The organism is Streptomyces sp. NPDC003038 (genome assembly GCF_040611115.1).
GTDB lineage: Bacteria > Actinomycetota > Actinomycetes > Streptomycetales > Streptomycetaceae > Streptomyces.
This window is the reverse complement of sequence record NZ_JBEXNN010000010.1, coordinates 94,246-117,240: the sequence shown is the minus strand read 5'-3', so window position 1 is coordinate 117,240 and position 22,995 is coordinate 94,246. Positions and strand designations below refer to the sequence as shown.

15 protein-coding genes are annotated in these 22,995 nt (G+C 71.3%); 6 read left to right on the top strand and 9 right to left on the bottom strand.

Annotated elements, in window-relative coordinates; translation table 11 throughout:
• Window positions 1–57: 57 nt before the first annotated feature.
• Window positions 58–1,533 (bottom strand): hypothetical protein, encoded by a 1,476-nt coding sequence (locus tag ABZX75_RS15615; protein ID WP_355410795.1) that lies wholly within the window; start codon window positions 1,531–1,533, stop codon window positions 58–60.
• A gap of 199 nt (window positions 1,534–1,732) precedes the next feature.
• On the opposite strand from ABZX75_RS15615, the gene ABZX75_RS15610 reads away from it, so the two are divergent.
• Complete coding sequence (locus ABZX75_RS15610) at window positions 1,733–2,272, top strand: WcaF family extracellular polysaccharide biosynthesis acetyltransferase (RefSeq protein WP_355410711.1); 540 nt, start codon at window positions 1,733–1,735, stop codon at window positions 2,270–2,272.
• On the top strand, window positions 2,269–3,387 hold the full coding sequence (locus ABZX75_RS15605; protein WP_355410710.1) for a glycosyltransferase: 1,119 nt from the start codon (window positions 2,269–2,271) through the stop codon (window positions 3,385–3,387). Before ABZX75_RS15610 ends, ABZX75_RS15605 begins: the two co-directional genes overlap by 4 nt.
• A gap of 17 nt (window positions 3,388–3,404) precedes the next feature.
• On the opposite strand, the gene ABZX75_RS15600 is transcribed toward ABZX75_RS15605, so the two are convergent.
• From ABZX75_RS15600 to gmd, 4 genes are all read right to left on the bottom strand, one after another.
• Entirely contained in the window at window positions 3,405–3,620 is a 216-nt protein-coding gene (locus ABZX75_RS15600; protein WP_355410709.1) for a DUF6458 family protein, read from the bottom strand.
• A 151-nt stretch (window positions 3,621–3,771) separates the two neighbouring features.
• Window positions 3,772–4,452: a hypothetical protein gene (locus ABZX75_RS15595; protein WP_355410708.1), complete on the bottom strand. Its 681-nt coding sequence runs from the start codon at window positions 4,450–4,452 to the stop codon at window positions 3,772–3,774.
• 99 nt (window positions 4,453–4,551) lie between these two features.
• Entirely contained in the window at window positions 4,552–7,335 is a 2,784-nt protein-coding gene (locus tag ABZX75_RS15590) for a DNRLRE domain-containing protein (RefSeq protein ID WP_355410707.1), read from the bottom strand.
• A gap of 246 nt (window positions 7,336–7,581) precedes the next feature.
• Entirely contained in the window at window positions 7,582–8,595 is a 1,014-nt protein-coding gene (gene gmd, locus ABZX75_RS15585; protein WP_355410706.1) for a GDP-mannose 4,6-dehydratase, read from the bottom strand.
• A gap of 383 nt (window positions 8,596–8,978) precedes the next feature.
• Between gmd and ABZX75_RS15580 the strand changes: the two genes are divergently transcribed.
• Window positions 8,979–9,923 (top strand): GDP-L-fucose synthase, encoded by a 945-nt coding sequence (locus ABZX75_RS15580; protein WP_355410705.1) that lies wholly within the window; start codon window positions 8,979–8,981, stop codon window positions 9,921–9,923.
• A gap of 17 nt (window positions 9,924–9,940) precedes the next feature.
• Here ABZX75_RS15580 and ABZX75_RS15575 read toward each other — a convergent pair whose 3' ends face one another.
• A complete protein-coding gene (locus tag ABZX75_RS15575) occupies window positions 9,941–11,386 on the bottom strand; it encodes a sugar transferase (protein WP_355410704.1) in 1,446 nt (481 codons plus the stop codon).
• 410 nt (window positions 11,387–11,796) lie between these two features.
• On the opposite strand from ABZX75_RS15575, the gene ABZX75_RS15570 reads away from it, so the two are divergent.
• A complete protein-coding gene (locus ABZX75_RS15570) occupies window positions 11,797–14,064 on the top strand; it encodes a M4 family metallopeptidase (RefSeq protein ID WP_355410703.1) in 2,268 nt (755 codons plus the stop codon).
• A gap of 296 nt (window positions 14,065–14,360) precedes the next feature.
• Here the strand turns inward: ABZX75_RS15570 and ABZX75_RS15565 are convergent, their stop codons facing one another.
• The 3 genes from ABZX75_RS15565 to ABZX75_RS15555 form a co-directional block, all read right to left on the bottom strand.
• Window positions 14,361–14,702 carry a hypothetical protein gene (locus ABZX75_RS15565; RefSeq protein ID WP_355410702.1) on the bottom strand — a complete coding sequence of 114 codons (342 nt, stop codon included), beginning with the start codon at window positions 14,700–14,702 and terminating at the stop codon, window positions 14,361–14,363.
• A gap of 252 nt (window positions 14,703–14,954) precedes the next feature.
• The gene (gene glgP / locus ABZX75_RS15560) at window positions 14,955–17,597 is read right to left on the bottom strand and encodes an alpha-glucan family phosphorylase (protein WP_355410701.1); all 2,643 of its coding nucleotides are present in this window, start codon (window positions 17,595–17,597) and stop codon (window positions 14,955–14,957) included.
• 205 nt (window positions 17,598–17,802) lie between these two features.
• On the bottom strand, window positions 17,803–18,714 hold the full coding sequence (locus ABZX75_RS15555; RefSeq protein ID WP_355410700.1) for a hypothetical protein: 912 nt from the start codon (window positions 18,712–18,714) through the stop codon (window positions 17,803–17,805).
• A 539-nt stretch (window positions 18,715–19,253) separates the two neighbouring features.
• Here ABZX75_RS15555 and ABZX75_RS15550 point away from each other — a divergent pair.
• Both ABZX75_RS15550 and treS read left to right on the top strand, forming a co-directional pair.
• The gene (locus ABZX75_RS15550) at window positions 19,254–21,248 is read left to right on the top strand and encodes an alpha-1,4-glucan--maltose-1-phosphate maltosyltransferase (protein WP_355410699.1); all 1,995 of its coding nucleotides are present in this window, start codon (window positions 19,254–19,256) and stop codon (window positions 21,246–21,248) included.
• Window positions 21,245–22,963 (top strand): maltose alpha-D-glucosyltransferase, encoded by a 1,719-nt coding sequence (gene treS, locus ABZX75_RS15545; protein ID WP_355410698.1) that lies wholly within the window; start codon window positions 21,245–21,247, stop codon window positions 22,961–22,963. The genes ABZX75_RS15550 and treS overlap by 4 nt, the downstream gene beginning before the upstream one ends.
• Window positions 22,964–22,995: the final 32 nt, after the last annotated feature.

Genomic DNA, 22,995 nt, shown 5'->3' with positions numbered 1-22,995 from the left:
CGGCCGCAGGCCGGGGGCCGTCGGCTCGGGGCCGAAACCACGGCGGCGGGCGGGGCGTCAGCGCAGGGTGGTGGAACGGTCCTGGCGGTACGTCGCCACCAGCGCCAGGCAGAGCCCGGCGATCGCGACGCGCCCCGAGGCCTGGAGCAGCGGCCCGCGCAGCAGGATGAAGGAGTAGCCCGCGACCAGCGGGACCACCACCGAGATCAGGCTCCCCGGCGGAGCCCGCCGAGTGGCGCGCTTCGCGTAGCGCCGGTCGACGCGGGCGGAGGCGTACCCCATGGCCATCAGGCCCGCGCCCATGCCCAGCGGCCCGAAGTCGATCCACAGCTCCGCCCAGATCGGGGAGGAGAGGTTCGTGTTGACCGTGCCCATCCACTGGCCGACCATCACGCCCGTGTCGCGCGGCTTGCCGGGCCAGACCGCGCGGGGCACCGCGAAGAACACCGACCCGGCGAGTTGGCGCCCGTAGAAATGGCCGGGGCCGGAGTTCGAGTAGGTGATGGTGTTGGCGAACATGCCGATCTGGTCGTAGTCCTTGAGCGCCATCGGCTCCAGGAAGGACGTCGTCTCGACCGGCTTGTAGTTCTTCTCGTCGTAGCGGAAGCGGTCCGCGAACGGGAAGACGAGGAGGGCCACGACCACGGCCATCGACAGGGCCACCCGGTACATCGCGGCGCTCACCGGGAAGACGGTGAAGAGCAGCGCGAACATGACGGTCAGGAACCAGTAGCGCGGATTCGAGATCGGGTTGTTGACCACCAGGTTCAGCGCGGCGAGCGCCGACCAGGTGACGATGACGGAGACCTTGCGGCGGGCGAACTTCGAGGTGACCAGCCAGCGCGTGTAGAGGAGCAGCGCGAGCAGCGCCGGCACCGTGCCGAAGCCGCGCAGCAGGGCCTGGCCGGCCTGGCCGTCGCCGTTGGAGACGCCTGCCTCCTGGATCCCGGCGATGATCTCCTGGCGGCTGGAGAAGAAGACGGCCGGGCCGCCGAGCTTCATGACGAAGACCGCGCTGCATCCGAAGGCGAGGACCGTGAGCAGCTGGAGGCGCCGCTTGTGGGCCATGACCGGGCGCTGTTCCTTCTGGGAGCCGCCCGCGCGGCCGGCCGGCCGGTGTCGGGCGAGCAGGACTCCCACGTCGAAGGCGGTGCAGCCCAGCAGGACCAGGCCGATGGCGACGGTGAGATCGGAGCGGGGGCCGACGACGGGCGTCGGGACCTGGCCGAGGACGGCCTGGGCGAGCGGGGCCACGCCCATGGCCATGTAGACGAAGAGCCAGAAGGAGCCCTGGAGCAGCTTGCGGCGGCTGGTGAGCACCATCGCGGAGAGGCGGGCGCCCGCGTACATGGTGAGGAGGAGCTGGAGCCAGAAGGCCGCGTCGCGGACGCCGGCGCCGGACTGGACGGCGACGAACAGCGGCAGGAAGACGGTGAATCCGAGGGCGAGCGGGACGGACAGCGCGCGGGAGAGCAGGGTCCGCGGGGTGGTGACCCGGCCCCAGCGGGTCTCGTCCTCGAACGGCGGCTCCACGGGTGGGACGGAGGGCTTGCGTATGTCCGTTGCCACTGCCGCCCCCACCCCCTGTGCCTGGTCCGCGCGCAGTCTAGTCTGAGCGGTCGGCGCCCGGGGAGGCGCCGTCGGGGGCGGAGCCAAGGACAGGACTTAGGCCCTGTCGTCAAAGTCCCGCCTGGCCCGCGCTACTTTGACGACAGGACCTAGGGGGCTTCAGTTGCGTGATCTTCCTGCCTTCACGCTGGCCGGATACGACAAGGGGCGCGGGCTGCTGACGCAGGCGCTCTGGTTCGCCGTGATGAACACCTTGTTCATGGCCTGGTTCTGCCCGGCGCGGCTACGGGTCGCGCTGCTGCGGGCGTTCGGGGCGAAGATCGGCCAGGGGGTGCTGATCCGGCACAAGGTGCGCGTCCTGTGGCCGTGGAAGCTCGACGTCGGGGACCACACCTGGATCGGCGAGGGCGCCTGGCTGCTGAACCTGGAGCCGGTGACGATCGGTTCGCACGTGTGCGTCTCGCAGGAGGCCATGCTGTGCACCGGCTCGCACGACCACCGCGCCGCTGACTTCCGTTACCGCAACGCGCCGATCGTGATCGAGGACGGCGCGTGGGTGGCGGCACGGGCCACCGTGCTGGCCGGGGTGACCGTGGGCCGCTGCGCGGTCGCGGGCGCCGGCGCCGTCGTACACGAGGACCTGCCGGAGCTGACCCTGCAGACGATGGACGGGCGGCGCCGCCCGGTCGAGGAGCCCAAGTGAGAGTCCTGCACGCCGTGACGCTCCACTCCCCTTCCCATGCCTTCGGCGGGCCGGTGCGGGTCGCGCTGAATCTGGCCAAGGGGCTGCGGGCCCGGGGTCACGAGGCGCGGCTGCTGGCGCTCGGCGAGGGTTTCGACCCCTGGCCGTCCTGCGTGGAGGGCGTACCCGCCAAGCTCTTCCCGGCGCGGCGCCTGCTCCCGCTGGGCTTCAGCGGGATGACCTCGCCCGCGCTGCTGGCCTCGGCGGGGCGTCTGGTGCGGGACGCGGACGTGGTCCATGTCCACCTGGCCCGGGACCTGGTGACGCTGCCGGTGGCCCTGGCGGCGCTGCGGGCCGGCAAGCCGCTGATGCTGCAGACCCACGGGATGGTGGACCCGAGCGAGAAGCTGCTGGCCAAGGTCCTGGACGCGGTGGCGGTACGCCGGCTGCTGCGCGGCGCGGACGCGGTGCTGTACCTGACCCCGCACGAGCGGGAGGGCCTGGACGCGGTGGTCGGCGGCGCGCCGCTGGCCAACGCGGTGCGGCTCGTCAACGGCACCCCCGCGCAGGAGGAGCGCCCTGCCCCGACCGGGCCCCCGCGCATCCTGTACTCGGCGCGCCTGCAGGCCCGTAAGCGGCCGGTGGACTTCGTGGACGCGGCTCCGGCGGTGCTGGCCGTGCACCCGGAGGCGCGGTTCGTGGTGGCGGGCCCGGACGAGGGCGAGCTGGCGGCCGTGCGCACCCGCGTCGCCTCCCTCGGCCTGGCGGCCCGTTTCACGGTCCCGGGGGCCCTGTCCAGTGCGGAGGTCCTGGCGGAACTGCGCCGGGCGCACGTCTACGTACTGCCGTCGGTGGACGAGCCGTTCCCGATGTCGGTCCTGGAGGCCCTCGCCGTGGGCGTCCCCTCGGTGGTGACCCACTCCAACGGCCTGGCCCGGGACATCGCGGCGGCGGGCGCCGGCCTGGCGGTCGACCCCGGCCCCGCGGGCGTCTCGGCGGCCGTCCTGTCCCTCCTGGATCCCGCCGCCAACGCCACCGCCTCCCGGTCGGCCCGCAAGCTGGCCGCCGACTCCTTCTCCATGGACGCGGTCCTGGACACCCTGCTCCCGGTCTACGAGGGAGCCGTACGGGGCTGATTCCCGCGCCGCGGGGATCAGAGGACGTCGCGGCGCTGCTCCACCACCGGGACCGCGCCCACGGCACGGCGGCGCTTGAGGACGCTCGTGTAGACGGCGAGGCCGATGGCGCCCACCGCCATCATGATCAGGCCGACCAGGTCGAGGTCGACGCTTCGCATCTCCCAGTCCGTCGCGAAGGTGAGGATCGCCCCCACCACGATCAGGCCGATGCAGCCACCAAGGCCGGTCATAGGACTCGCCTTTCGATTGAGGACGTGGTCACGCTCTGGGCACGCGGTTACCCGCAGGCGGCATGCGAAAACGCCCCCGAGGACCGGCAGTTCCGGTCTCGGGGGCGTCGGTGTACAGCGGGAGGAGCGTCACCGGCCGCCGCGCTGCCCCCTACGCGGGCACCCAGGCGTAGCAGCCTGTGGAGGTGAACTCCGCCGTGCCCGCCGGGATCGTCGCGGTGATCTTGTCGCCCGCGTTGAGCGGGGCCTCGGGGCCCGAGGCCAGGACCGAGCCGTCCTTGCCCTTCGCCTCCCAGGTGCAGGTCGTGGCCTGCGTCAGCGCGCGGTACGTGCCCGCCGCGGGCGACTGGCGCGGGCCCTCGGCGAAGCCCTTTTCCGCCGCGGCCAGGATCGGCTTCTGCTCCGGGCACAGGTGCGTGATCGCGTCCTTCGCCCCCGTGATCTCCCCGGTGATGACGGCTCCGGTCGCCGCGTCCTTGTCGCGCTTCGCCGTGCGCTCCACCCGCTGGCAGGCCTCCTGGCCGGTCTGCAGGACGGCCGCCGGGTCCATCTTCTCCGGCACGCGCCCGCTCAGGTACTTCTTCTCCTGCTCCGTGAAGCTGCCCGTCTTCGGGGTGATCTTGGCGTCGGGCAGGACGGGGCCGGTCGGCTTCGCGTCGGGGGCGGGCGCCGTGGTGGGCGGGGCGTCCGCCGGGTCCGGCACGGGCGCGGTGGCCGGCGGCTTCGCCTTCGCGGCCCCGTCGGAGTCGGCCTTGCCGTCGCCCGAACTGCAGGCGGTCAGTGTCAGGGCGGCGGCCAGCAGGACAGCAGCCGCTGCGGAGCGTCGGTACATCAGGTGGCTCCCGTACTTACTGGGTTGCTCGATGAGAGAGGGGTGCGGGGCCCGGCCGCGAACAGCCGGGCCCCGCATTCCGTCAGACTGCTGTCTGCATTACTTGGCGCCGAAGGTGAGCACCAGCTTCGGCGCGCCGTCCGCTGCCGTCGCCTCCGCGGACCAGATCCACAGCGGGTCGGTGCCCGTGCTCGTCAGGCCCAGGCTGTAGCTGCTGCCCAGCACCGCGGAGAGCGCGGTGGTGTCCAGCGCGACGTTGTGGACCGCCGAGCCGTCCGGCGCGCCCGCGAGGGTGCCCAGTGCGGTGGTGCCGAGGGTGGGCTTGGTGTTGAAGGTGGTGCCCGCGCCGCTCCAGGTGCCGGTGACCGGGACCACGGACACGGTGTCGGCGGTGCCGGCGCCCGTCTGCGTGGTGGTCTTGATCTGGAGCGAGGCGCTCTTGAGGACCTGCCCGGCCGGGGCTGCCGGGAGGTTGAAGCGCAGGTACGTCTCGTACGCCGAGGTGCCGCGCACCGCGAGCGAGGTGGACGTGCCGTAGGCGGTGCTCGGGGCGCCCTGGTTGATGTAGGTGTCCTCGGTCGCGGTGACCTGGGAGACCGTGTCGGTCGGGGCCTTGGCCAGGTCGAAGTGGCTCTTGACCTGGGCCTGGGTGAGCACCTTCGGGTAGACGGCCGTCTCGTCGATCTGGCCGGCGAAGAAGTTGCTCGTGGGGCGGGTCGGCCAACCGGCGAGGTTGTCGCCGCCGACGTGCCAGAAGCCCGCGTACTGGCCGGAGTCCTTCACGTCCAGCGTGCCCTTGCTCTGGCCGTCGACGTAGAGGGCCATGCCGCCGGGGCCCTGGGTTGCGACCACGTGGTGCCACTTGTTGTCGTTGTACGTGTCGAACAGACCGGTGGAGATGGTCCGGGTCGAGCCGTTGTGGACGCCGAAGACCAGCCGACCGGTGTTGGTCATGTAGATGTGCTTGTCGTACGAGCTGCTGTTGCGGGTGGTGTTGTTGCCGAAGCCGATCAGCTTGCCGCCGCGCGTGGTGCCGGTCTTGAACCAGGTCTCGATGGTGTACGCGCTGCCGACCGTCTGGCGGTGGTCGCTGTGCACCTGCTGGCTGGTCCCGTTGAAGCCCATCGCGGTGCTGCCGCCGGAGACGGCGCCGGGGGTCTGGCGCAGGGCCGGGGCGTTGACCTGGACGCCGCTGGTGTTGCCGCCGTTCGAGGAGTCGGCGACGTAGGGGCTGACGGTGTCGTCGTAGCGCCAGTACAGCTCGGCGCCGTCCGCGCGGACCTGGTTCGGGTACGCGTGCACCGCGGTCGGGACCGTCACGGAGGAGGTGGCCGACAGGGCGCTGGTGTTGCCCGCGCCGTCGGTCGCGGTCACGCGGTAGGTGTACGACTGGCCGGCCTTGACGGTGGTGTCGGTCCAGGAGGCCTGCGGCCGCTCCCACTCCAGGGAACTCGCGGTGACGGAGGCGATCGGGGTGGCCGAGCCGTTGCGGTAGATCCGGTAGGTCAGCTTGCTGTCGTCCGCGTCGTAGCTGGTGCGCCAGCGGACCTGGGCCTCGCCGGGCTTGACGCTGGCGGCGCTGGCGACCGGGGTGGTCGGGGCGCCGACGTCGCCGGTGGAGGCGAAGCGGGTGAGGGCCTGCTGCGGCTTGCCGTTGATGAGCGTGAACTCACCGCCGACCCACATGTACTTGACGTCGTTCTTCTGCGCCACGGCCATGACGCGCGGGCCGATGCCCTCGCCGAGACCGTCGTTGGCGGTGGGGTGCCAGCCGAGCTTGCCCGGCCCGCGCACGAATCCGTTCACGGGCGCGGGGGCGGCGCCTTCGTGGTCGGTCGGCTGGGCGAGCAGGAAGTGCCGCTTGCCATCGGGGAACTCCAGCTCGGTCGAGCAGTCGTGCGCGTGCGAGGAGCTGTAGAGCACTCCGTCGTACGGCAGGACGAACTGCGTGGCGCCCAGGCAGCGGTCGCGCCACTTCTCGCCGAAGTCGCTGAGCCGCAGGCCGATGCGGCCGTCGAAGACACCGCCGCCGGAGCCCTCGTTGCCCGTGTAGAAGCCGGTCGCGTCGGTGGAGATGTCCTTGACGACCGAGTTCGACGGGATGTTCGTGTACGTCTTGGTGACCGCACCGGTGGTGGAGTTCACCACCGCCAGCGCGTGAGTGTTGGCGCCGTTGACGGAGAAGAAGTCACCGCCCAGCAGCACGTTCTTGCCGTCCGGGGTGACCTCGATCGCGCGGCCCGGCTCGTCGGCGTTGGCGACGAAGGGCTTGAGCGCACCGGAGGTGGCGTCGACCGCGGCGAAGCGCTCGCGGGTCTGGCCCTCGACGGTGCCGAAGTCGCCGGCCGCGTACAGCGTGTTGTCGTCGGAGAGCGCGAGCGAGCGCACGGTGGCGGGGAAGCTGGGGTGGAACGCGGCCTTGGGCGTGCACGTCGCGATGTCGATCGCGGCGACGCTGGAGACCGGGGTGCCGTTGACGGCGCCGAAGGAGCCGCCCGCATACAGGGTCTTGCCGTCCTTCGAAACGACGAGCGTGCGCACGGTGGCGATGCCCTCGCCGATGGTGAAGGCGAGCTTGCAGGACGTGGGGCTGCCCGTCGCGGCGTCGAGCGCGACGAAGTTCACGGCCTCCTGCTCGGCCCCGCTGGTGGAGCCCTCGGGCGGGCGGACGGCCGAGAAGGTACCGCCGGCGAAGACGGTGCCGTTCGTCTGGGCCATCGCCCACACGATGCCGTTCGGCTGCCAGGTCGGCAGCGCGTCGGCGGTGAACGCCACCGGCGGCGTGATGGCGGACGCCTGAGGCATCAGCACCAGGCCTATACCGGTGCCGGCGCCTGCCAGTGACAGGACGAGGGCAGCAGTCAGCCCTCTGGATCTACGCATGAGCCCCCCAGGGCAATTGCCCGGTTTGATGGCTGGAACTATCCGAACAGCCATATGTACTCGCGCAGACTAGGGCTCACACTTGGCCCGGTCACCCCACTTGACCCCATTGCGTACCAACTTGGAATCAACGGGGCTCAGCTGGAGGGCGCACTTCGGACATACGGCAGGTGTGCCCCGGTCACGCCCGCACAGAACCGCGCGAGCGTGACGGAGACACGGCAAACCTAGGGGCAATATAAGGCCTCAGCGGTCGACGCGAACGCTTACGCCCGCCAGTTGGTCCTCGACCTGGCGGATGTCGGCGTCGACCATGATCTTGGCCAGTTCGGCGACCAGGACCGTCGGCTTCCAGCCGAGCAGGTCATGGGCCTTGGAGGCGTCGCCGATGAGCGCGTCGACCTCGCTGGGGCGCTCGTACTTGGGGTCGTAGCGCACGTGCTCGTTCCAGTCGAGACCGGCGTGGGTGAAGGAGGCCTCGACGAACTCGCGGACGGTCGCGGCCACGCCGGTCGCGACGACGTAGTCGGTCGCCTCGTCCTGCTGGAGCATGCGCCACATGGCGTCCACGTACTCCGGTGCGTAGCCCCAGTCGCGGACCGCGTCGAGGTTGCCGAGGTAGAGCTTCTCCTGGAGACCGGCCTTGATACGGGCGACCGCGCGGGTGATCTTGCGGGTCACGAAGGTCTCACCACGGCGCGGGGACTCGTGGTTGAAGAGGATCCCGTTGACGGCGAACATGCCGTACGCCTCACGGTAGTTCACCGTGGTCCAGTACGCGAAGACCTTGGCGGCGCCGTACGGGCTGCGCGGGTGGAACGGGGTCCCCTCGTTCTGCGGGGGCGGGGTGGCCCCGAACATCTCGGAGGACGAGGCCTGGTAGATGCGGGTGTCGACGCCGCTGGCCCGGATGGCCTCCAGCAGCCGCAGCGCGCCGAGGCCGGTCACGTCGCCGGTGTAGAGCGGCGCGTCGAAGGACACGCGCACGTGCGACTGCGCGCCGAGGTTGTAGACCTCGTCGGGGCGTATCTCACGGAGCAGGTTCACCAGGGCGACGCCGTCGGAGAGGTCGGCGTGGTGCAGGACGAAGGACCGGTTGGGGGCTTGCGGGTCCTGGTAGATGTGGTCGATGCGCTCCGTGTTGAAGCTGGAGGACCGCCGCACGAGCCCGTGCACCGTATAGCCCTTGGAGAGCAGGAGCTCGGCGAGGTACGAGCCGTCCTGCCCGGTGACGCCGGTGATCAGTGCGGTCTTGCCCATGAAGGGTCCCCCTGGTGTTCGTCGCGGTTCGTGGTGGTTCGTCGTGGTGAGCGGGCGGTGAGCGGTGTCCGTGTCCGCGGGGCACCGGCGCGGTCCGAGGCCCGGCGACCGGATGCGTACCGTACACGCCGGGTCCGGCCGCGTTTGCGGCGGATTCCGCCGGGCGCGCCGCGCGCACGCGCACACGACCGGGGCGCGCCCGTCGCCCCCGCGGTCCCCGGTCCGCTTTCCCCCGGCGGGCATCCGGGAGCCGGGTACGCGCCGGCTCCCGCCGGGGTACGCGTCGCCCGACTGCCGGACCCCGGCCGGGGTCCGGTGCGGCCGGACCGGCGGGATCCGGGCTGACGCCACCCCCGCAGGAGCGGACTGGCATCATCGGCGGTATGACAAGTTCGCTGCCGCTCCTGCCCCCGCACGCCCGCGTCTTCGTCGCGGGACACCGCGGCCTCGTGGGGTCCGCGGTCGCCCGGCGGCTCACCGCCGACGGTCACGAGGTGCTCAGCCGGGGCCGCGCCGACCTCGACCTGCGCGACGCCGCGGCGACCGAGGCGTACCTGAAGGACGTCCGCCCGGACGCCGTCGTGCTGGCCGCCGCCAAGGTCGGCGGGATCATGGCCAACAGCACGTACCCGGTGCAGTTCCTGGAGGACAACCTCAAGATCCAGCTCAGCGTCATCGCCGGGTCGCACGCGGCCGGGGTCGGCCGTCTGCTCTTCCTCGGCTCCTCCTGCATCTACCCGAAGCTGGCTCCGCAGCCGATCCGTGAGGACGCCCTGCTGACCGGCCCGCTGGAGCCGACCAACGAGGCCTACGCCCTCGCGAAGATCGCGGGTATCGTCCAGGTCCAGTCCTACCGCAAGCAGTACGGGGCCTCGTACATCTCGGCCATGCCGACGAACCTCTACGGCCCGGGCGACAACTTCGACCTGGAGTCCTCGCACGTCCTGCCCGCCCTCATCCGGCGCTTCCACGAGGCCGCCGCCGAGGGCCGCGAGGAGGTCACCCTGTGGGGCTCCGGCACCCCGCGCCGGGAGTTCCTGCACGTGGACGACCTGGCGGCGGCCTGTGCGGTGCTGCTCGGCGGTTACGACGGTGACGAGCCCGTCAACATCGGCTGCGGCGAGGACCTGACCATCAAGGCGCTGGCCGAGACGGTCGCCGAGGTGACGGGCTTCGAGGGCCGCCTGGCCTGGGACACGTCCAAGCCGGACGGGACCCCGCGCAAGCTTCTCGACGTCAGCCGCCTGACCTCGCTCGGCTGGAAGCCCGCCATCCCGCTGCGGGACGGCATCGCGGCCACGTACCGGTGGTGGCGCGAGCAGAGCTGACCTCACCCGACGGCCCCTCAGTACGCTCCGCGACCGTCGACGACGGCGCGGAGCGTGCGGCCCATGACGTCGACGTCACTGGTGAAGGACCAGTTGTCGACGTACTGCAGATCGAGCTGAATCGTTTCGTCCCACGACAGGTCCGACCGCCCGCTGATCTGCCACAGGCCCGTCATCCCGGGCCGCACGGTGAGCCGGCGCAGCTCGACCTCGTCGTACTTCGCCACCTCCTCCGGCAGCGGCGGGCGCGGCCCGACCAGCGACATGTCGCCGGTCAGCACGTTCAGCAGCTGCGGCAGTTCGTCCATCGAGGTGCGGCGCAGCAGTCGGCCGACCCGGGTCACCCGGGGGTCGCGGCGCATCTTGAACATCAGGCCGTCGTGTTCGTTGGCCCCGGACAGCTCGGCCTTGCGGGCATCGGCGTCGGCGACCATCGTGCGGAACTTCCACATGACGAACGGGGCACCGTCGCGGCCTATGCGCCGCTGCCGGTAGAAGGCCGGGCCCGGTGAGCCGAGGCGTATCGCCAGCACGATCCCGAGGAACAGCGGCGAGAGGAACAGCAGCCCGAGCGCGGCTCCGGCGCGGTCCAGGACCGACTTGAGCAGGGTCTGGACCCCCCGGCTCACCGGCGGCGCGACCCGCAGTACGGCGAGCCCGCCGGCGGACAGGGTCTCCAGCCGCTTGACGGAGACCTCCACCAGCCCGGGAAAGACGGCGAGTTCGAGCCCGGCGTCGTGCAGGGTCCAGGCGACCCGGCGCAGCCGCTCCCCCGAGATCCGCGCGCCGGAGGCGACCAGCACCAGGTCGGCGTGGTGGCTGCGGACGGCCCCGAGCACGGCCGCGGAGTCGCCGTTGGGGGCCTGCGGCATGTCGGCGTCGAGCCGGGCCGCGACGGGCACGCCGCTGACGAGGGAGCCGACGCCGACCGGCACCACGCCGACGACGACGTACGGATGGTCGGTGCGGGCGGCGAGGCGCGCGATGAGGTCCTCGGCGGCGTCGGGCTCCCCCACCACCAGGACCCGGCTGACGGCATGGGCCTCGCGGCGGGCAGCGGAGAGGTGGCGGTAGGTCAGCTTGTGGCAGGCGACGGTGATGAGGAGGGCGGGCAGCAGCGCTCCGAGCGCGGCCAGCCGGGGCGTGCTCTCGCCGGTGACGACGCGGGCCACCGCGAGGACACCGATCAGAATCAGCCAGTCGTGCAGGACGGGCAGCACACCCCGGGACTCACCGAGCAGCCGGGCCGCGTACCGGCGGCGCAGCGCCTGTACGCCGGTCCACGCGAGAGCCGCGGCGACGGCGCAGTACGCCGGCCTGACCTGCTGCGCGGCCTCGAAGACGAGTCCCACCGGAACGGCGGCGCCGAGGAAGTCGGCGGCGATGGCGGCCGGCAGGTACCAGCGGGCTTTGTCGCCGAGCCGACGCGTGGGCGCAGCGAACTCCTGGGCCGTTCCGGCCATTCTTTGCGCAGGAAAATGGACATGCCTCATGGGCCCCCCTGGCACGTGGTCTATGACAGTGGCGCCGATCCTCGGCTTCCCCGGGCCTCGGACATCCGGCGCACCGGGAAACAGTACGACAAACGCCCGTACGACAGATGCCGTTCGACCGAACGCGGCCTCTTGTTGTCCAAGCGTTAGCAACCGGTCCCAATCGTTCCGAATGCCGGGCGATTCTTTCGCACACAAAGGTGAATGGTCCGGATACCGGATGCGTCTGCACGGACAACGAACTGTTTCCGGCCAACCTTTTGACGCGGTCCTGACATCCCACTCCGCAGGTGCCACTCTTCGACCGTTCATCGCACAGCCCTGATCTGCCCGGAGACCCACCCAGCCGTCCGGAACCCCCCTTGCAGAAGGAGTCTGCGTTGAGTCCCACCCCCCACAGGCGTGCCACCGCGGCCGGCGCGCTCATAGCCGCGGCAGCCATGCTCGCCGTCGGCATACAGACCGGCACCGCGACCGCCGACGCCACCGCGTCGCAGGCCCGCACGGCCGCCCAGCCCAACCCGGGCGCGGCCAACCTGAAACTCAGCGCCTCGGAGCGTGCGACGCTCCTCGCCGAAGCCAACTCGACCACCGCGCAGGCGGCCAGGGCGCTCGGCCTCGGCAGCGGTGAGAAGCTCGTCGTCCGCGATGTGGTCAAGGACGCGGACGGCACCACGCACACCTCGTACGAGCGGACCTACGACGGTCTGCCCGTCCTCGGCGGTGACCTGACGGTCCACGCCAAGGACGGCGTCACCAAGAGCGTCACCAAGGCGACCCACCACGAGATCAAGGTGGCGGACACCACCGCCTCGGTCACGCCGTCGGCCGCCGAGAGCCAGGCCGTCTCCGCCGCCAACGCCGAGGGCTCGAAGGAGGCCAAGGCCTCCAAGGCCGCCCGCAAGGTGATCTGGGCGGCCGAAGGCGCTCCCGTCCTCGCGTACGAGACCGTCGTCGGCGGCCTCCAGCACGACGGCACGCCCAACGAACTGCACGTGGTGACCGACGCCAAGACCGGCGCCAAGATCACCGAGTGGCAGGCGGTCGAGACCGGCACCGGCAACACGATGTACAGCGGCCAGGTGACGCTCGGGACCTCGCAGTCGGGCAGCACGTACAACCTGACCGATGCCAATCGCGGCAACCACAAGACGTACAACCTCAACCGCGGCACCTCCGGCACCGGCACGCTCTTCTCCGGCCCGGACGACACGTGGGGCAACGGCCTGCCGGCCAACCTGGAGACGGCCGCCGCCGACGCCCACTACGGCGCGCAGGTGACGTGGGACTACTACAAGAACGTGCACGGCCGCAACGGCCTGCGCAACGACGGGGTCTCCCCGTACAGCCGCGTCCACTACGGCAACAACTACGTGAACGCCTTCTGGCAGGACTCCTGCTTCTGCATGACGTACGGCGACGGCGACGGCAACGCCAAGCCGCTGACCTCCACCGACGTGGCCGCCCACGAGATGACGCACGGTCTGACCTCGGTCACCGGCAACATGACCTACTCCGGTGAGCCCGGCGGTCTGAACGAGGCGACCTCCGACATCATGGCGGCGGCCGTCGAGTTCTACGCCAACAACCCGCAGGACGTCGGCGACTACCTGGTCGGCGAGAAGATCGACATCCGCGGCAACGGCACCCCGCTGCGCTACATGGACAAGCCGAGCAAGGACGGCTCCTCCAAGGACGCGTGGTACTCGGGCATCGGCTCCATCGACGTCCACTACTCCTCGGGCCCGGCCAACCACTGGTACTACCTGGCCTCCGAGGGCTCGGGCGCCAAGGTCGTCAACGGCGTGAGCTACGACTCGCCGACCTCGGACGGCCTCCCGGTCACCGCGATCGGCCGCGACGCCGCCTCGAAGATCTGGTTCCGCGCGCTGACGGTGGGCTACTTCAAGTCGAACACCAACTACGCCGCCGCCCGTACGGCCACCCTGCAGGCCGCCGCCGACCTGTACGGCGCGGGCTCGACCACCTACAACAACACGGCCAACGCCTGGGCGGCCGTCAACGTCGGCGCCCGTGTCGTGAGCGGTGTCACGGTCACCAACCCCGGTAACCAGACCACCGTCACGGGCAGCGCGGTCAGCCTGCAGATCCAGGCCAGCAGCACCAACGCCGGTGCGCTGAGCTACGCGGCGACCGGCCTGCCGGCCGGGCTGTCGATCAACGCCTCCACCGGCCTGATCTCCGGCACCGCCACCACCGCCGGCACGTCCAACGTGACCGTCACGGTGACGGACTCCGCGAGCAAGACCGCCACGGCGTCGTTCACCTGGACCGTCGGCACCTCTCAGCCGAGCGTCTTCGAGAACACCACGGACTACCAGATCGCGGACAACTCCACCGCGGAGTCCCCGATCTCCGTATCCCGCTCCGGCAACGCGCCGAGCACCCTCAAGGTGGACGTGAACATCGTCCACACCTACGTGGGTGACCTCAAGGTCGACCTGGTCGCCCCCGACGGCAGCGTCTACAACCTGCGCAACCGCAGCGGCGGGAGCGCGGACAACATCGTCCAGACCTTCACGGTCAACGCTTCGGCCGAGGTCGCGGCCGGCGTCTGGAAACTCCGGGTCGCCGACCTCGCCAGCCTCGACACCGGCTACATCAACAGCTGGAAGCTCACCTTCTGACCACGGGTGAGTGACAACTGACCGACCACGGGGCCGCCCGGGAGGAGATCTCCCCGGGCGGCCCTGTTCCATGGGGCTTCCCTCGGCCGGTGGCCGGCGCGGACAGGCCGGGCCGGGCCCCGGTCACAGCACGAGGCCGTCTCTTTCGGATCTTGCCGGGCCCGCGCTGCCCGGCACCGCACCTCGCTGTGTTGTCGGAAGCGCCCCGGTACGTCCAGTACAAGGACGCTCCTCCGCCTTGCGATGCACGGCACCGGTCAACGCGGGCTCGGCCGACAAGATCCGAAAGAGACGACCTAGCCCGCGGGGACGAAGACCACGGAGTAGGTGCGGACGACGGTGGCCTGACCGGGCTTCACCGCGTCCATCGGGTGCCCGACGCAGCCCCTGGTCCCGTACAGCAGGGCGATGCCGCTGGTCTCGTTGACCAGGTCGGTGGCCGGAGTGCCGCCGATGCCGGGGAGGTCGATGCAGACGTGGTCGTTCGGGCGGACGAGCACCGCGGTGGCGGATTCCCCCGAGGCGTCGGTGAAGGTGTACTCGAAGCCGCCGGAGGCGGCGGTGGACAGGCCTGCGGCGGGCAGGACGAGGGCGAAGGCGGCGGCGACGGCTGCGGTCGCGGCGGTACGGGTGCGCATGCGGGGCAGCGTAGGAGCGGCCGGGGCGGTGCTGGCTGCCGAAACGGTTCGCCCGTGGGGTGGTTCCCGCAGATTCACCCGAAAGGCCCGGCGCCCCGGCGCCCGCACGGGACGTCCAGGGGTGCCGGGCCTTCGCCGTCACGCCGTCGCCGGGCCGGCCGGGACGGCCGGGGAGGGCCGGGCGGCTGGTCGGCCCGCCGCCCGTCCCCCGCCCCGAAACCCGCACCGGCACCGGCACCGGCCCCGGCAGCCTCAGCGCAGGTGTACGCCGTCCGCCGCGCCGACGTCGCTGTCCACCGGCCCCGCGACCAGCCCCAGTTCGGCCGGCGTCGCCAGCAGCGGGTGCGCGGGCAGGATGCGTACGGTGTACCCGAACGGCCCCGTGCGGTCGAGGGCGAGCGGGCCCTCGTACACCCAGCGTCCCTCCAGGTCGGGACCCGCGGCCGGCTTGAGCGGGAAGGCCCGCCCGTCCCGGATCACGTCCTGGGGGTCCACCCGGCCCGCGACGGCCTGCACTTCCACGTCCTCCGGGGTCAGCGCGTCCAGGGACACCCGTACCCGCAGCGTGAGGGTGGCCCCGAGCTCGGCGGTGCCGTTCACGGGAGCCGCCGCCAGCGCCTCCACGTGCTCGACTCCGACCCGCGGCCAGGCCGCCCGGACCCGCCCCTTCCACCAGGCGAGGTCCCGCGCCGCCTCGGCGGTCAGGGCACGGTGGGCGTGTGCGGCCGGCGTGTAGAGCCGCTCCACGTACTCCCGCACCATTCGTCCGGCGAGCACCTTCGGCCCCAGTGAGACCAGGGTGCGCCGGACCATCTCGATCCACCGCACGGGAAGCCCGCTGCGGCCGGCCCGGTCGTAGAACCGGGGCGCGACCCGGCTCTCGATCAGCTCGTAGAGGGCGTTGGCCTCCAGCTGGTCGCGCCGGTCCTCGTCCGTCCCCAGACCGTCGGCGGTCGGAATGGCCCAGCCGAAGTCGGGCTCGAACCACTCGTCCCACCACCCGTCCAGCACGGACAGGTTGAGGCAGCCGTTCAGTGCGGCCTTCATCCCGCTCGTCCCGCACGCCTCCAGCGGCCGCAGGGGGTTGTTCAGCCAGACGTCGCACCCGGGGTAGAGCTTCTGGGCCATGGCCATGCCGTAGTCGGGCAGGAAGACGATCCGGTGCCGCACCCGCGGGTCGTCCGCGAACTGCACCAGCTCCTGCACGAGCCGCTTGCCGCCGTCGTCGGCCGGGTGCGCCTTGCCCGCGACCACGATCTGCACCGGCCGGTCCGGGTCCAGCAGCAGCCCGCGCAGCCGATCCGGGTCACGCAGCATCAGAGTCAGCCGCTTGTACGAGGGCACGCGCCGGGCGAAGCCGATGGTGAGCACGTCCGGGTCCAGTACGGAGTCCACCCAGCCCAGCTCGGCCTCCGCCGCCCCGCGCTGACGCCACGAGGCCCGCAGCCTGTCGCGTACCTCCTGCACCAGCTGCTCCCGCAGCACCCGCCGCAGATCCCAGACGTCCTGGTCGGAGATGTCCGCGACCGCGTCCCAGCGCGGGGATCCGCCGACCGAGAGGGCGTCCTCGGTGCGGCCGGCGCCGATCTGCCGGATGCCGAGCCGGACGACCTCGGGGGCCACCCAGGTGGGGGCGTGCACCCCGTTGGTCACGGAGGTGATGGGCACGTCCGCCGGATCGAAGCCCGGCCACAGCCCGGCGAACATCTCCCGGCTGACCGCGCCGTGCAGGGTGGACACCCCGTTGGCCCGCTGGGCCAGGCGCAGCCCCATGACGGCCATGTTGAACACCCCGGGATCGCCTCCGGGGTAGGACTCGGCGCCCAGTTCCAGGATCCGATCGACGGGTACGCCGGCCAGTTCGCCGCCGTCACCGAAGTGCCGGGCGACCAGGGCCCGCTCGAAGCGGTCGATGCCGGCCGGGACGGGGGTGTGCGTGGTGAACACGGTCCCGGCCCGGACCGCCTCGACCGCGGCGTCGAAGCCGAGGCCGCGCTCCCGCTCCAGTTCCCTTATGCGCTCCAGCCCCAGGAAGCCGGCGTGGCCCTCGTTGGTGTGGAAGACCTCGGGGTCGGGGTGGCCGGTGAGGCCGCAGTACAGCCGGACGGCCCGGACGCCGCCGATGCCGAGGAGCATCTCCTGGAGCAGCCGGTGGTCGCTGCCGCCGCCGTAGAGGCGGTCGGTCACCTCGCGGGCCGCCGCGTCGTTGTCCTCGACGTCGGAGTCCAGGAGCAGCAGCGGCACCCGCCCGACGCGGGCCTGCCAGATGTGCGCGTGCAGGTTCCGGCCGCCGGGCAGGGTCAGGGAGACCCGGGCGGGGGTCCCGTCCTCCTGGCGCACCAGGCCGACGGGCAGTTCGTTGGGATCCAGTACGGGGTAGTGCTCCTGCTGCCAGCCGTCCCGGGAAAGCGACTGCCTGAAGTACCCGTGCCGGTACAGCAGTCCCACGCCGATGAGCGGAACGCCGAGGTCGCTGGCGGCCTTGAGGTGGTCACCGGCGAGGATCCCGAGCCCGCCGGAGTACTGCGGCAGGGCGGCGGTGATACCGAACTCGGGGGAGAAGTAGGCGATCGCGGCGGGCAGACCGCCTTCGGGCTCCTGCCCCTGGTACCACCTCCCGCCGTTCACATAGTCATCGAGGTCGGCGGAAACGGCGGCGAGCCGCCGCAGGAACCGGCGGTCGCCGGCCAGTTCCGCGAGCCGGGCGGCGGAGACGGTGCCGAGCAGGCGGACGGGGTCGCGGCCGGCGGCCTGCCAGCCCTCGGGGTCGACGGATTGGAAGAGTTCGCGGGTCTCGGCATGCCACGACCAGCGCAGATTGCGCGCGAGGTCGGCGAGCGGCAGCAGGGGGTCTGGGAGGACGGGGCGCACGGTGAACCGACGGATAGCCTTCACGTGTTCCACCTTCGCAGGGGATTACGGACGGGAGCGGTCACACCACGCTGTGCACCCGCGCTTCACCCCCGGAAGGCTAGCGGGGACGGCCCCCGCCGACCATGGCGCCCCGACCGGGCCCCCACTCCAGGGTGCCGACGGGGGCCTTGCGCGAGGTCCGCCGCGGAGCGGGCAGGGGGCGGCGCCCCGTACCGCCCGCGGCAGGTCACGTACCCGGTGGACGCGGGGCCGCCGGCCGCGTCCGACCCCCTTCCAACAGGTCGCGCAGGTACGGTCGCAGGTGCTGCGGCAGCGCCCCGGCGTCCAGCCCGCGCAGCACTGCCAGCGCCGGCTCCTCCAGGAAGCGGCTCAGCTCCAGCAGCGCGTGCAGTCCTGCTTCCAGCGCGGCCGGGTCCTCCTCCCGTACGACCGTCCGGACCAGCGCGGCGCACAGGTACCGCCCCACCTCCGGCTCCCAGGAGTCCGGCCGGTCCGAGGCCTCGTCGGCGGCGAGCTCCCGTACCCGGGGGTCGGCCGCGCGCAGGAGGCGTACGAACTCCCGTGGCCGGGGGTCGGCGTCCAGGCGGTCCCACTCGCCGAGGGCCCGCGCCCCGGCTCCGGAGAGCAGTACCCGGGCCGTGGAGGCGGGGTCCAGCCGGTTCACGGCCCGCCCGTAGAACTCCATGCGCTCCAGTACCACCCACTGCCCCTGCGGGGTGCGCAGGGTGAGCCCGGTGTGCGGGACGCCCCGCAGGCAGCGCACCACGGTCAGGGTTCCCGCCCCGGCGGGCTCCACCGGCCCGGAGATCTGGAGCCGCGCCGCCCGGGCGAGCAGCCGGCCCAGCACGGGTGACTCGGAGCGGAGCCCGGCGAGCCGGAGCAGCGCCATGTCGTCCAGGGCCGCTTCGACGGTCGCCAGCGCGTCGAGCTGAGCCTCCAGGGCGGCCGGGTCGTGCTCCCGTACGGCGGCCTCGGCCAGCGCCGACGCCACGTGCCGCTCCTCCTCCGGGGACCGCACCACGGCCGCCGCCTCCCGCGCGGCGCTCTCCCGCACCCGGGGGTCGGGCGCGCGCAGGCGGCGTATGTGGTCGGGGACGGTGAGGTCGCCGTCGCCGAGGTGTTCATGCCATGTCCCCATGCCCATAGGGCATTGTCGCCCGTACGGCGGACGGGGTGGAATCGGCCAGATTTCCGACCCGCCCTTCCGGAACGCCTGGGGTGCGCACGGCCGTGTCGGGAGCACCTCACGGGTGCGAGCGAGCGGGTTCAGGCGGTCCGACGTACCGGAAGAGCGGCACGGGAGGGACCGGTGAGGTGGGTGGGACAGGAGGCGCGCGCCCGCACCCCACGCGGTCCCCACCGCCGTGACGGAGCCCCGCGGAGGTCGGCCGAGCCCTTGGCCCGGCCCGTGCCACTACGTACGAGTAGTTAACCGAGCCCCCGGATTGGGCCGGGTGAGAGTGGGAAGGGCTCCCCGGGTACGCGTGGTACGCGACGGCGCACCCGCCCGAACCCTCCCCCGCCACCCGAGTGAACGCGGACAGGAGCGGCCATGCCCGCAGCCCAGCCGTCCACTGAGCGGCTAGAAACAGAGCGAACAGAGCGTGCACGACCAGCCGGTCATCCGGCTGAACTGTTGTCACCGAGCCCTGCGAACTGCCCCCAGGTGAGCCCATCATGATCGGTCGCATTCCCGTGCTGGACGTCCGCCCCGCCGTCGACTGCGGCGCCAGACCCGCCAAGGCGGTCGTGGACGAGGTATTCGAGATCTCCGCCACCGTGTTCCGCGAAGGGCACGACGCCGTCGCCGCCCACGTCGTGCTCCGTGACCCGAGCGGGCGGCTGCGGCCCCCCGTGCCCCTGCGGGAGCTCGCCCCCGGTACCGACCGGTGGGGGGCCCGGGTGTCCGCCGAGGTCGAGGGGAGGTGGACGTACACCGTCGAGGCGTGGAGCGATCCGATCGCCACCTGGCGGGCGCACGCGGCGATCAAGATCCCGGCCGGCATGGACATCGACCTCACGCTCGTCGAGGGCGCCGAGCTCTACGAGCGGGCCGGCACCAGGATTCCCAAGCGCGACGGCCGCGAGGCCGTGCTGACCGCCGCCGACGTGATGCGGGACGAGGACCGGCCGGTCGCCGTCCGGTACGCGGCCGCCCTCGCCCCCGAGGTGGACGCCGCGCTCGCGAGGCGCCCGTACCGGGAGCTGGTCACCGCTTCGAAGGCCCTGCCGCTGCTGGTCGAGCGCAAGCGGGCGCTCTTCGGCTCCTGGTACGAGATGTTCCCCCGCTCCGAGGGGGCCGTGGTGGAGCCCGGCGAGGCGCCCGTCAGCGGCACCTTCCGGACCGCCGCCGAGCGGCTGCCCGCGATCGCCGCCATGGGCTTCGACGTGGTCTACCTGCCGCCCATTCACCCGATCGGGAGCACCTACCGCAAGGGTCCGAACAACACTCTTTCGGCTGGCAGTTGGGACCCGGGTGTGCCGTGGGCCATCGGCTCGACGGAGGGCGGGCACGACGCCGTCCACCCGGACCTCGGCACCATCGAGGACTTCGACGCGTTCGTCGCCAGGGCCCGCGATCTGCGCATGGAGGTCGCGCTCGACTTCGCACTCCAGTGCTCCCCCGACCACCCCTGGGTGGAGAAGCACCCCGAGTGGTTCCGGCACCGGGCCGACGGGACGATCGCGTACGCCGAGAACCCGCCGAAGAAGTACCAGGACATCTACCCGGTCCACTTCGACACCGACATGCCCGGCATCATCGAGGAGACCGTCCGCATCCTGCGGCACTGGATGGACCACGGCGTCCGGATCTTCCGGGTCGACAACCCGCACACCAAGCCTGTCGTCTTCTGGCAGAAGGTGATCGCGAACATCAACAAGACCGACCCGGACGTGATCTTCCTCGCCGAGGCCTTCACCCGCCCCGCGATGATGCGCGCGCTCGCGGCCGTCGGCTTCCAGCAGTCGTACACGTACTTCACCTGGCGCAACACGAAGGCGGAGCTGACCGAGTACGTGACCGAGCTCTCGAGCACCCGCTCGGCCTCCGTCATGCGGCCGAATTTCTTCGTCAATACGCCCGACATCCTGCACGCATACCTTCAGCACGGCGGCCGCCCGGCCTTCGAGGTACGCGCGGTCCTCGCCGCCACCCTCTCCCCCACCTGGGGCGTCTACGCGGGGTACGAGCTCTGCGAGAACACCCCGGTCAAAGAGGGCAGCGAGGAGTACCTGAATTCCGAGAAATACGAATTCAGGCCACGCGACTGGGCCGCCGCCGAGCGCGAGGGCCGCACCATCGCCCCGCTGATCACCTCCCTGAACCGGATCCGCCGCCGCAATCCCGCTCTCCAGCAGCTGCGCGACATCCACTTCCACACGACCGACAACGAACAGGTGATCGCCTACTCGAAGCACGCCGGAGCCAACTCCGTACTGGTGGTCGTCAACCTCGACCCGCACCACACCCAGGAGGCGACGGTCTCGTTGGACATGCCGGTACTCGGCCTCGACTGGCACGGGTCCCTCGCGGTGCGCGACGAGCTCACCGGCGAGACCTATCACTGGGGCAGGGCGAATTACGTGCGTCTAGAGCCGGGCCGCACGCCCGCGCACGTACTGGCAGCTCTGCGACCGTCCCCGCCCACCGGAGGGTCACCCACCTCATGATGATCAACGATCCCGTCCACGACACCTTCGAGGACACCCCCGCCAAGGACCGCGATCCCGACTGGTTCAAGCGGGCGGTCTTCTACGAAGTCCTCGTCCGCTCCTTCCACGACAGCAACGGCGACGGCGTGGGGGACCTCCAGGGACTCACCGCCAAGCTGGACTACCTCCAGTGGCTCGGCGTCGACTGCCTGTGGCTGCCGCCCTTCTTCGCCTCACCCCTCCGCGACGGGGGCTACGACGTCTCCGACTACACCTCCGTACTGCCCGAATTCGGTGACCTCGCCGACTTCGTCGAATTCGTGGACGCCGCGCACCAGCGCGGCATGCGAGTGATCATCGACTTCGTCATGAACCACACGAGCGACCAGCACGAGTGGTTCCAGCAGTCGCGCAAGGACCCTGACGGTCCGTACGGCGACTACTACATGTGGGCCGACAACGACAAGCAGTACCAGGACGCCCGCATCATCTTCATCGACACCGAGACCTCGAACTGGACGTACGACCCGCTACGCAAGCAGTACTACTGGCACCGCTTCTTCTCGCACCAGCCTGACCTCAATTTCGAGAACCCGGCCGTGCAGGAGGAGATCATCTCCGCCCTCCGTTTCTGGCTCGACCTCGGCATCGACGGATTCCGGCTCGACGCCGTCCCGTACCTGTACGCCGAGGAGGGCACCAACTGCGAGAACCTGCCGCGCACGCACGCGCTGCTCAAGCGGGTGCGCGCGGAGATCGACGCGCACTACCCGGACACCGTCCTGCTCGCCGAGGCCAATCAGTGGCCGGAGGACGTCGTCGACTACTTCGGGGACTACGCCAAGGGCGGGGACGAGTGCCACATGGCGTTCCACTTCCCCGTCATGCCGCGCATCTTCATGGCCGTACGAAGAGAGTCCCGCTACCCCGTGTCCGAGATCCTGGCCAAGACCCCGGCGATCCCGGAGCGCTGCCAGTGGGGCATCTTCCTGCGCAACCACGACGAGCTCACCCTCGAAATGGTCACCGACGAAGAGCGCGACTACATGTACGCCGAGTACGCCAAGGACCCCCGGATGCGGGCCAACATCGGCATCCGCCGCCGGCTCGCCCCGCTCCTCGACAACGACCGCAACCAGACCGAGCTGTTCACCGCCCTGCTGCTGTCCCTGCCGGGTTCGCCGATCCTCTACTACGGCGACGAGATCGGCATGGGCGACAACATCTGGCTGGGCGACCGGGACGGCGTGCGCACGCCCATGCAGTGGACGCCGGACCGCAACGCCGGTTTCTCCTCCTGCGATCCGGGCAGGCTGAACCTGCCGGTCATCATGGACCCGGTCTACGGGTACCAGGTCACCAACGTCGAGGCGTCGATGGCATCGCCCTCGTCGCTGTTGCACTGGACCCGGCGGCTGATCGAGATCCGCAAGGCGAACCCCGCCTTCGGACTCGGCTCGTACACCGAACTGCCGTCGTCGAACCCGGCGGTGCTCGCGTTCCTGCGCGAGTACGGGGACGACCTGGTGCTGTGCGTGCACAACTTCTCGCGCTTCGCGCAGCCCACCGAGCTGGATCTGCGGTCGTTCAACGGGCGGGTCCCGGTGGAGCTCACGGGTGATGTGCGCTTCCCCCCGATCGGCGAGTGGCCGTACCTGCTGACCCTGGCGGGACACGGCTTCCTCTGGTTCCGGCTGCGGACCGAACAACGGACCGAGCCTCGGCCGGAGTAGCGAGCCGAGTACGGGGCGGGCCGCGCGAATGG

What these genes read in the sequence shown, in the direction of transcription:
- ABZX75_RS15600 (WP_355410709.1), bottom strand. Translation starts at nt 3,620, where the DNA reads ATGACCGGCCTTGGTGGCTGCATCGGCCTGATCGTGGTGGGGGCGATC.
- ABZX75_RS15595 (WP_355410708.1), bottom strand. Translation starts at nt 4,452, where the DNA reads ATGTACCGACGCTCCGCAGCGGCTGCTGTCCTGCTGGCCGCCGCCCTG.
- ABZX75_RS15590 (WP_355410707.1), bottom strand. Translation starts at nt 7,335, where the DNA reads ATGCGTAGATCCAGAGGGCTGACTGCTGCCCTCGTCCTGTCACTGGCA.
- gmd (WP_355410706.1), bottom strand. Translation starts at nt 8,595, where the DNA reads ATGGGCAAGACCGCACTGATCACCGGCGTCACCGGGCAGGACGGCTCG.
- ABZX75_RS15580 (WP_355410705.1), top strand. Translation starts at nt 8,979, where the DNA reads ATGACAAGTTCGCTGCCGCTCCTGCCCCCGCACGCCCGCGTCTTCGTC.
- ABZX75_RS15575 (WP_355410704.1), bottom strand. Translation starts at nt 11,386, where the DNA reads ATGGCCGGAACGGCCCAGGAGTTCGCTGCGCCCACGCGTCGGCTCGGC.
- ABZX75_RS15565 (WP_355410702.1), bottom strand. Translation starts at nt 14,702, where the DNA reads ATGCGCACCCGTACCGCCGCGACCGCAGCCGTCGCCGCCGCCTTCGCC.
- ABZX75_RS15555 (WP_355410700.1), bottom strand. Translation starts at nt 18,714, where the DNA reads ATGGGGACATGGCATGAACACCTCGGCGACGGCGACCTCACCGTCCCC.
- ABZX75_RS15550 (WP_355410699.1), top strand. Translation starts at nt 19,254, where the DNA reads ATGATCGGTCGCATTCCCGTGCTGGACGTCCGCCCCGCCGTCGACTGC.
- treS (WP_355410698.1), top strand. Translation starts at nt 21,245, where the DNA reads ATGATGATCAACGATCCCGTCCACGACACCTTCGAGGACACCCCCGCC.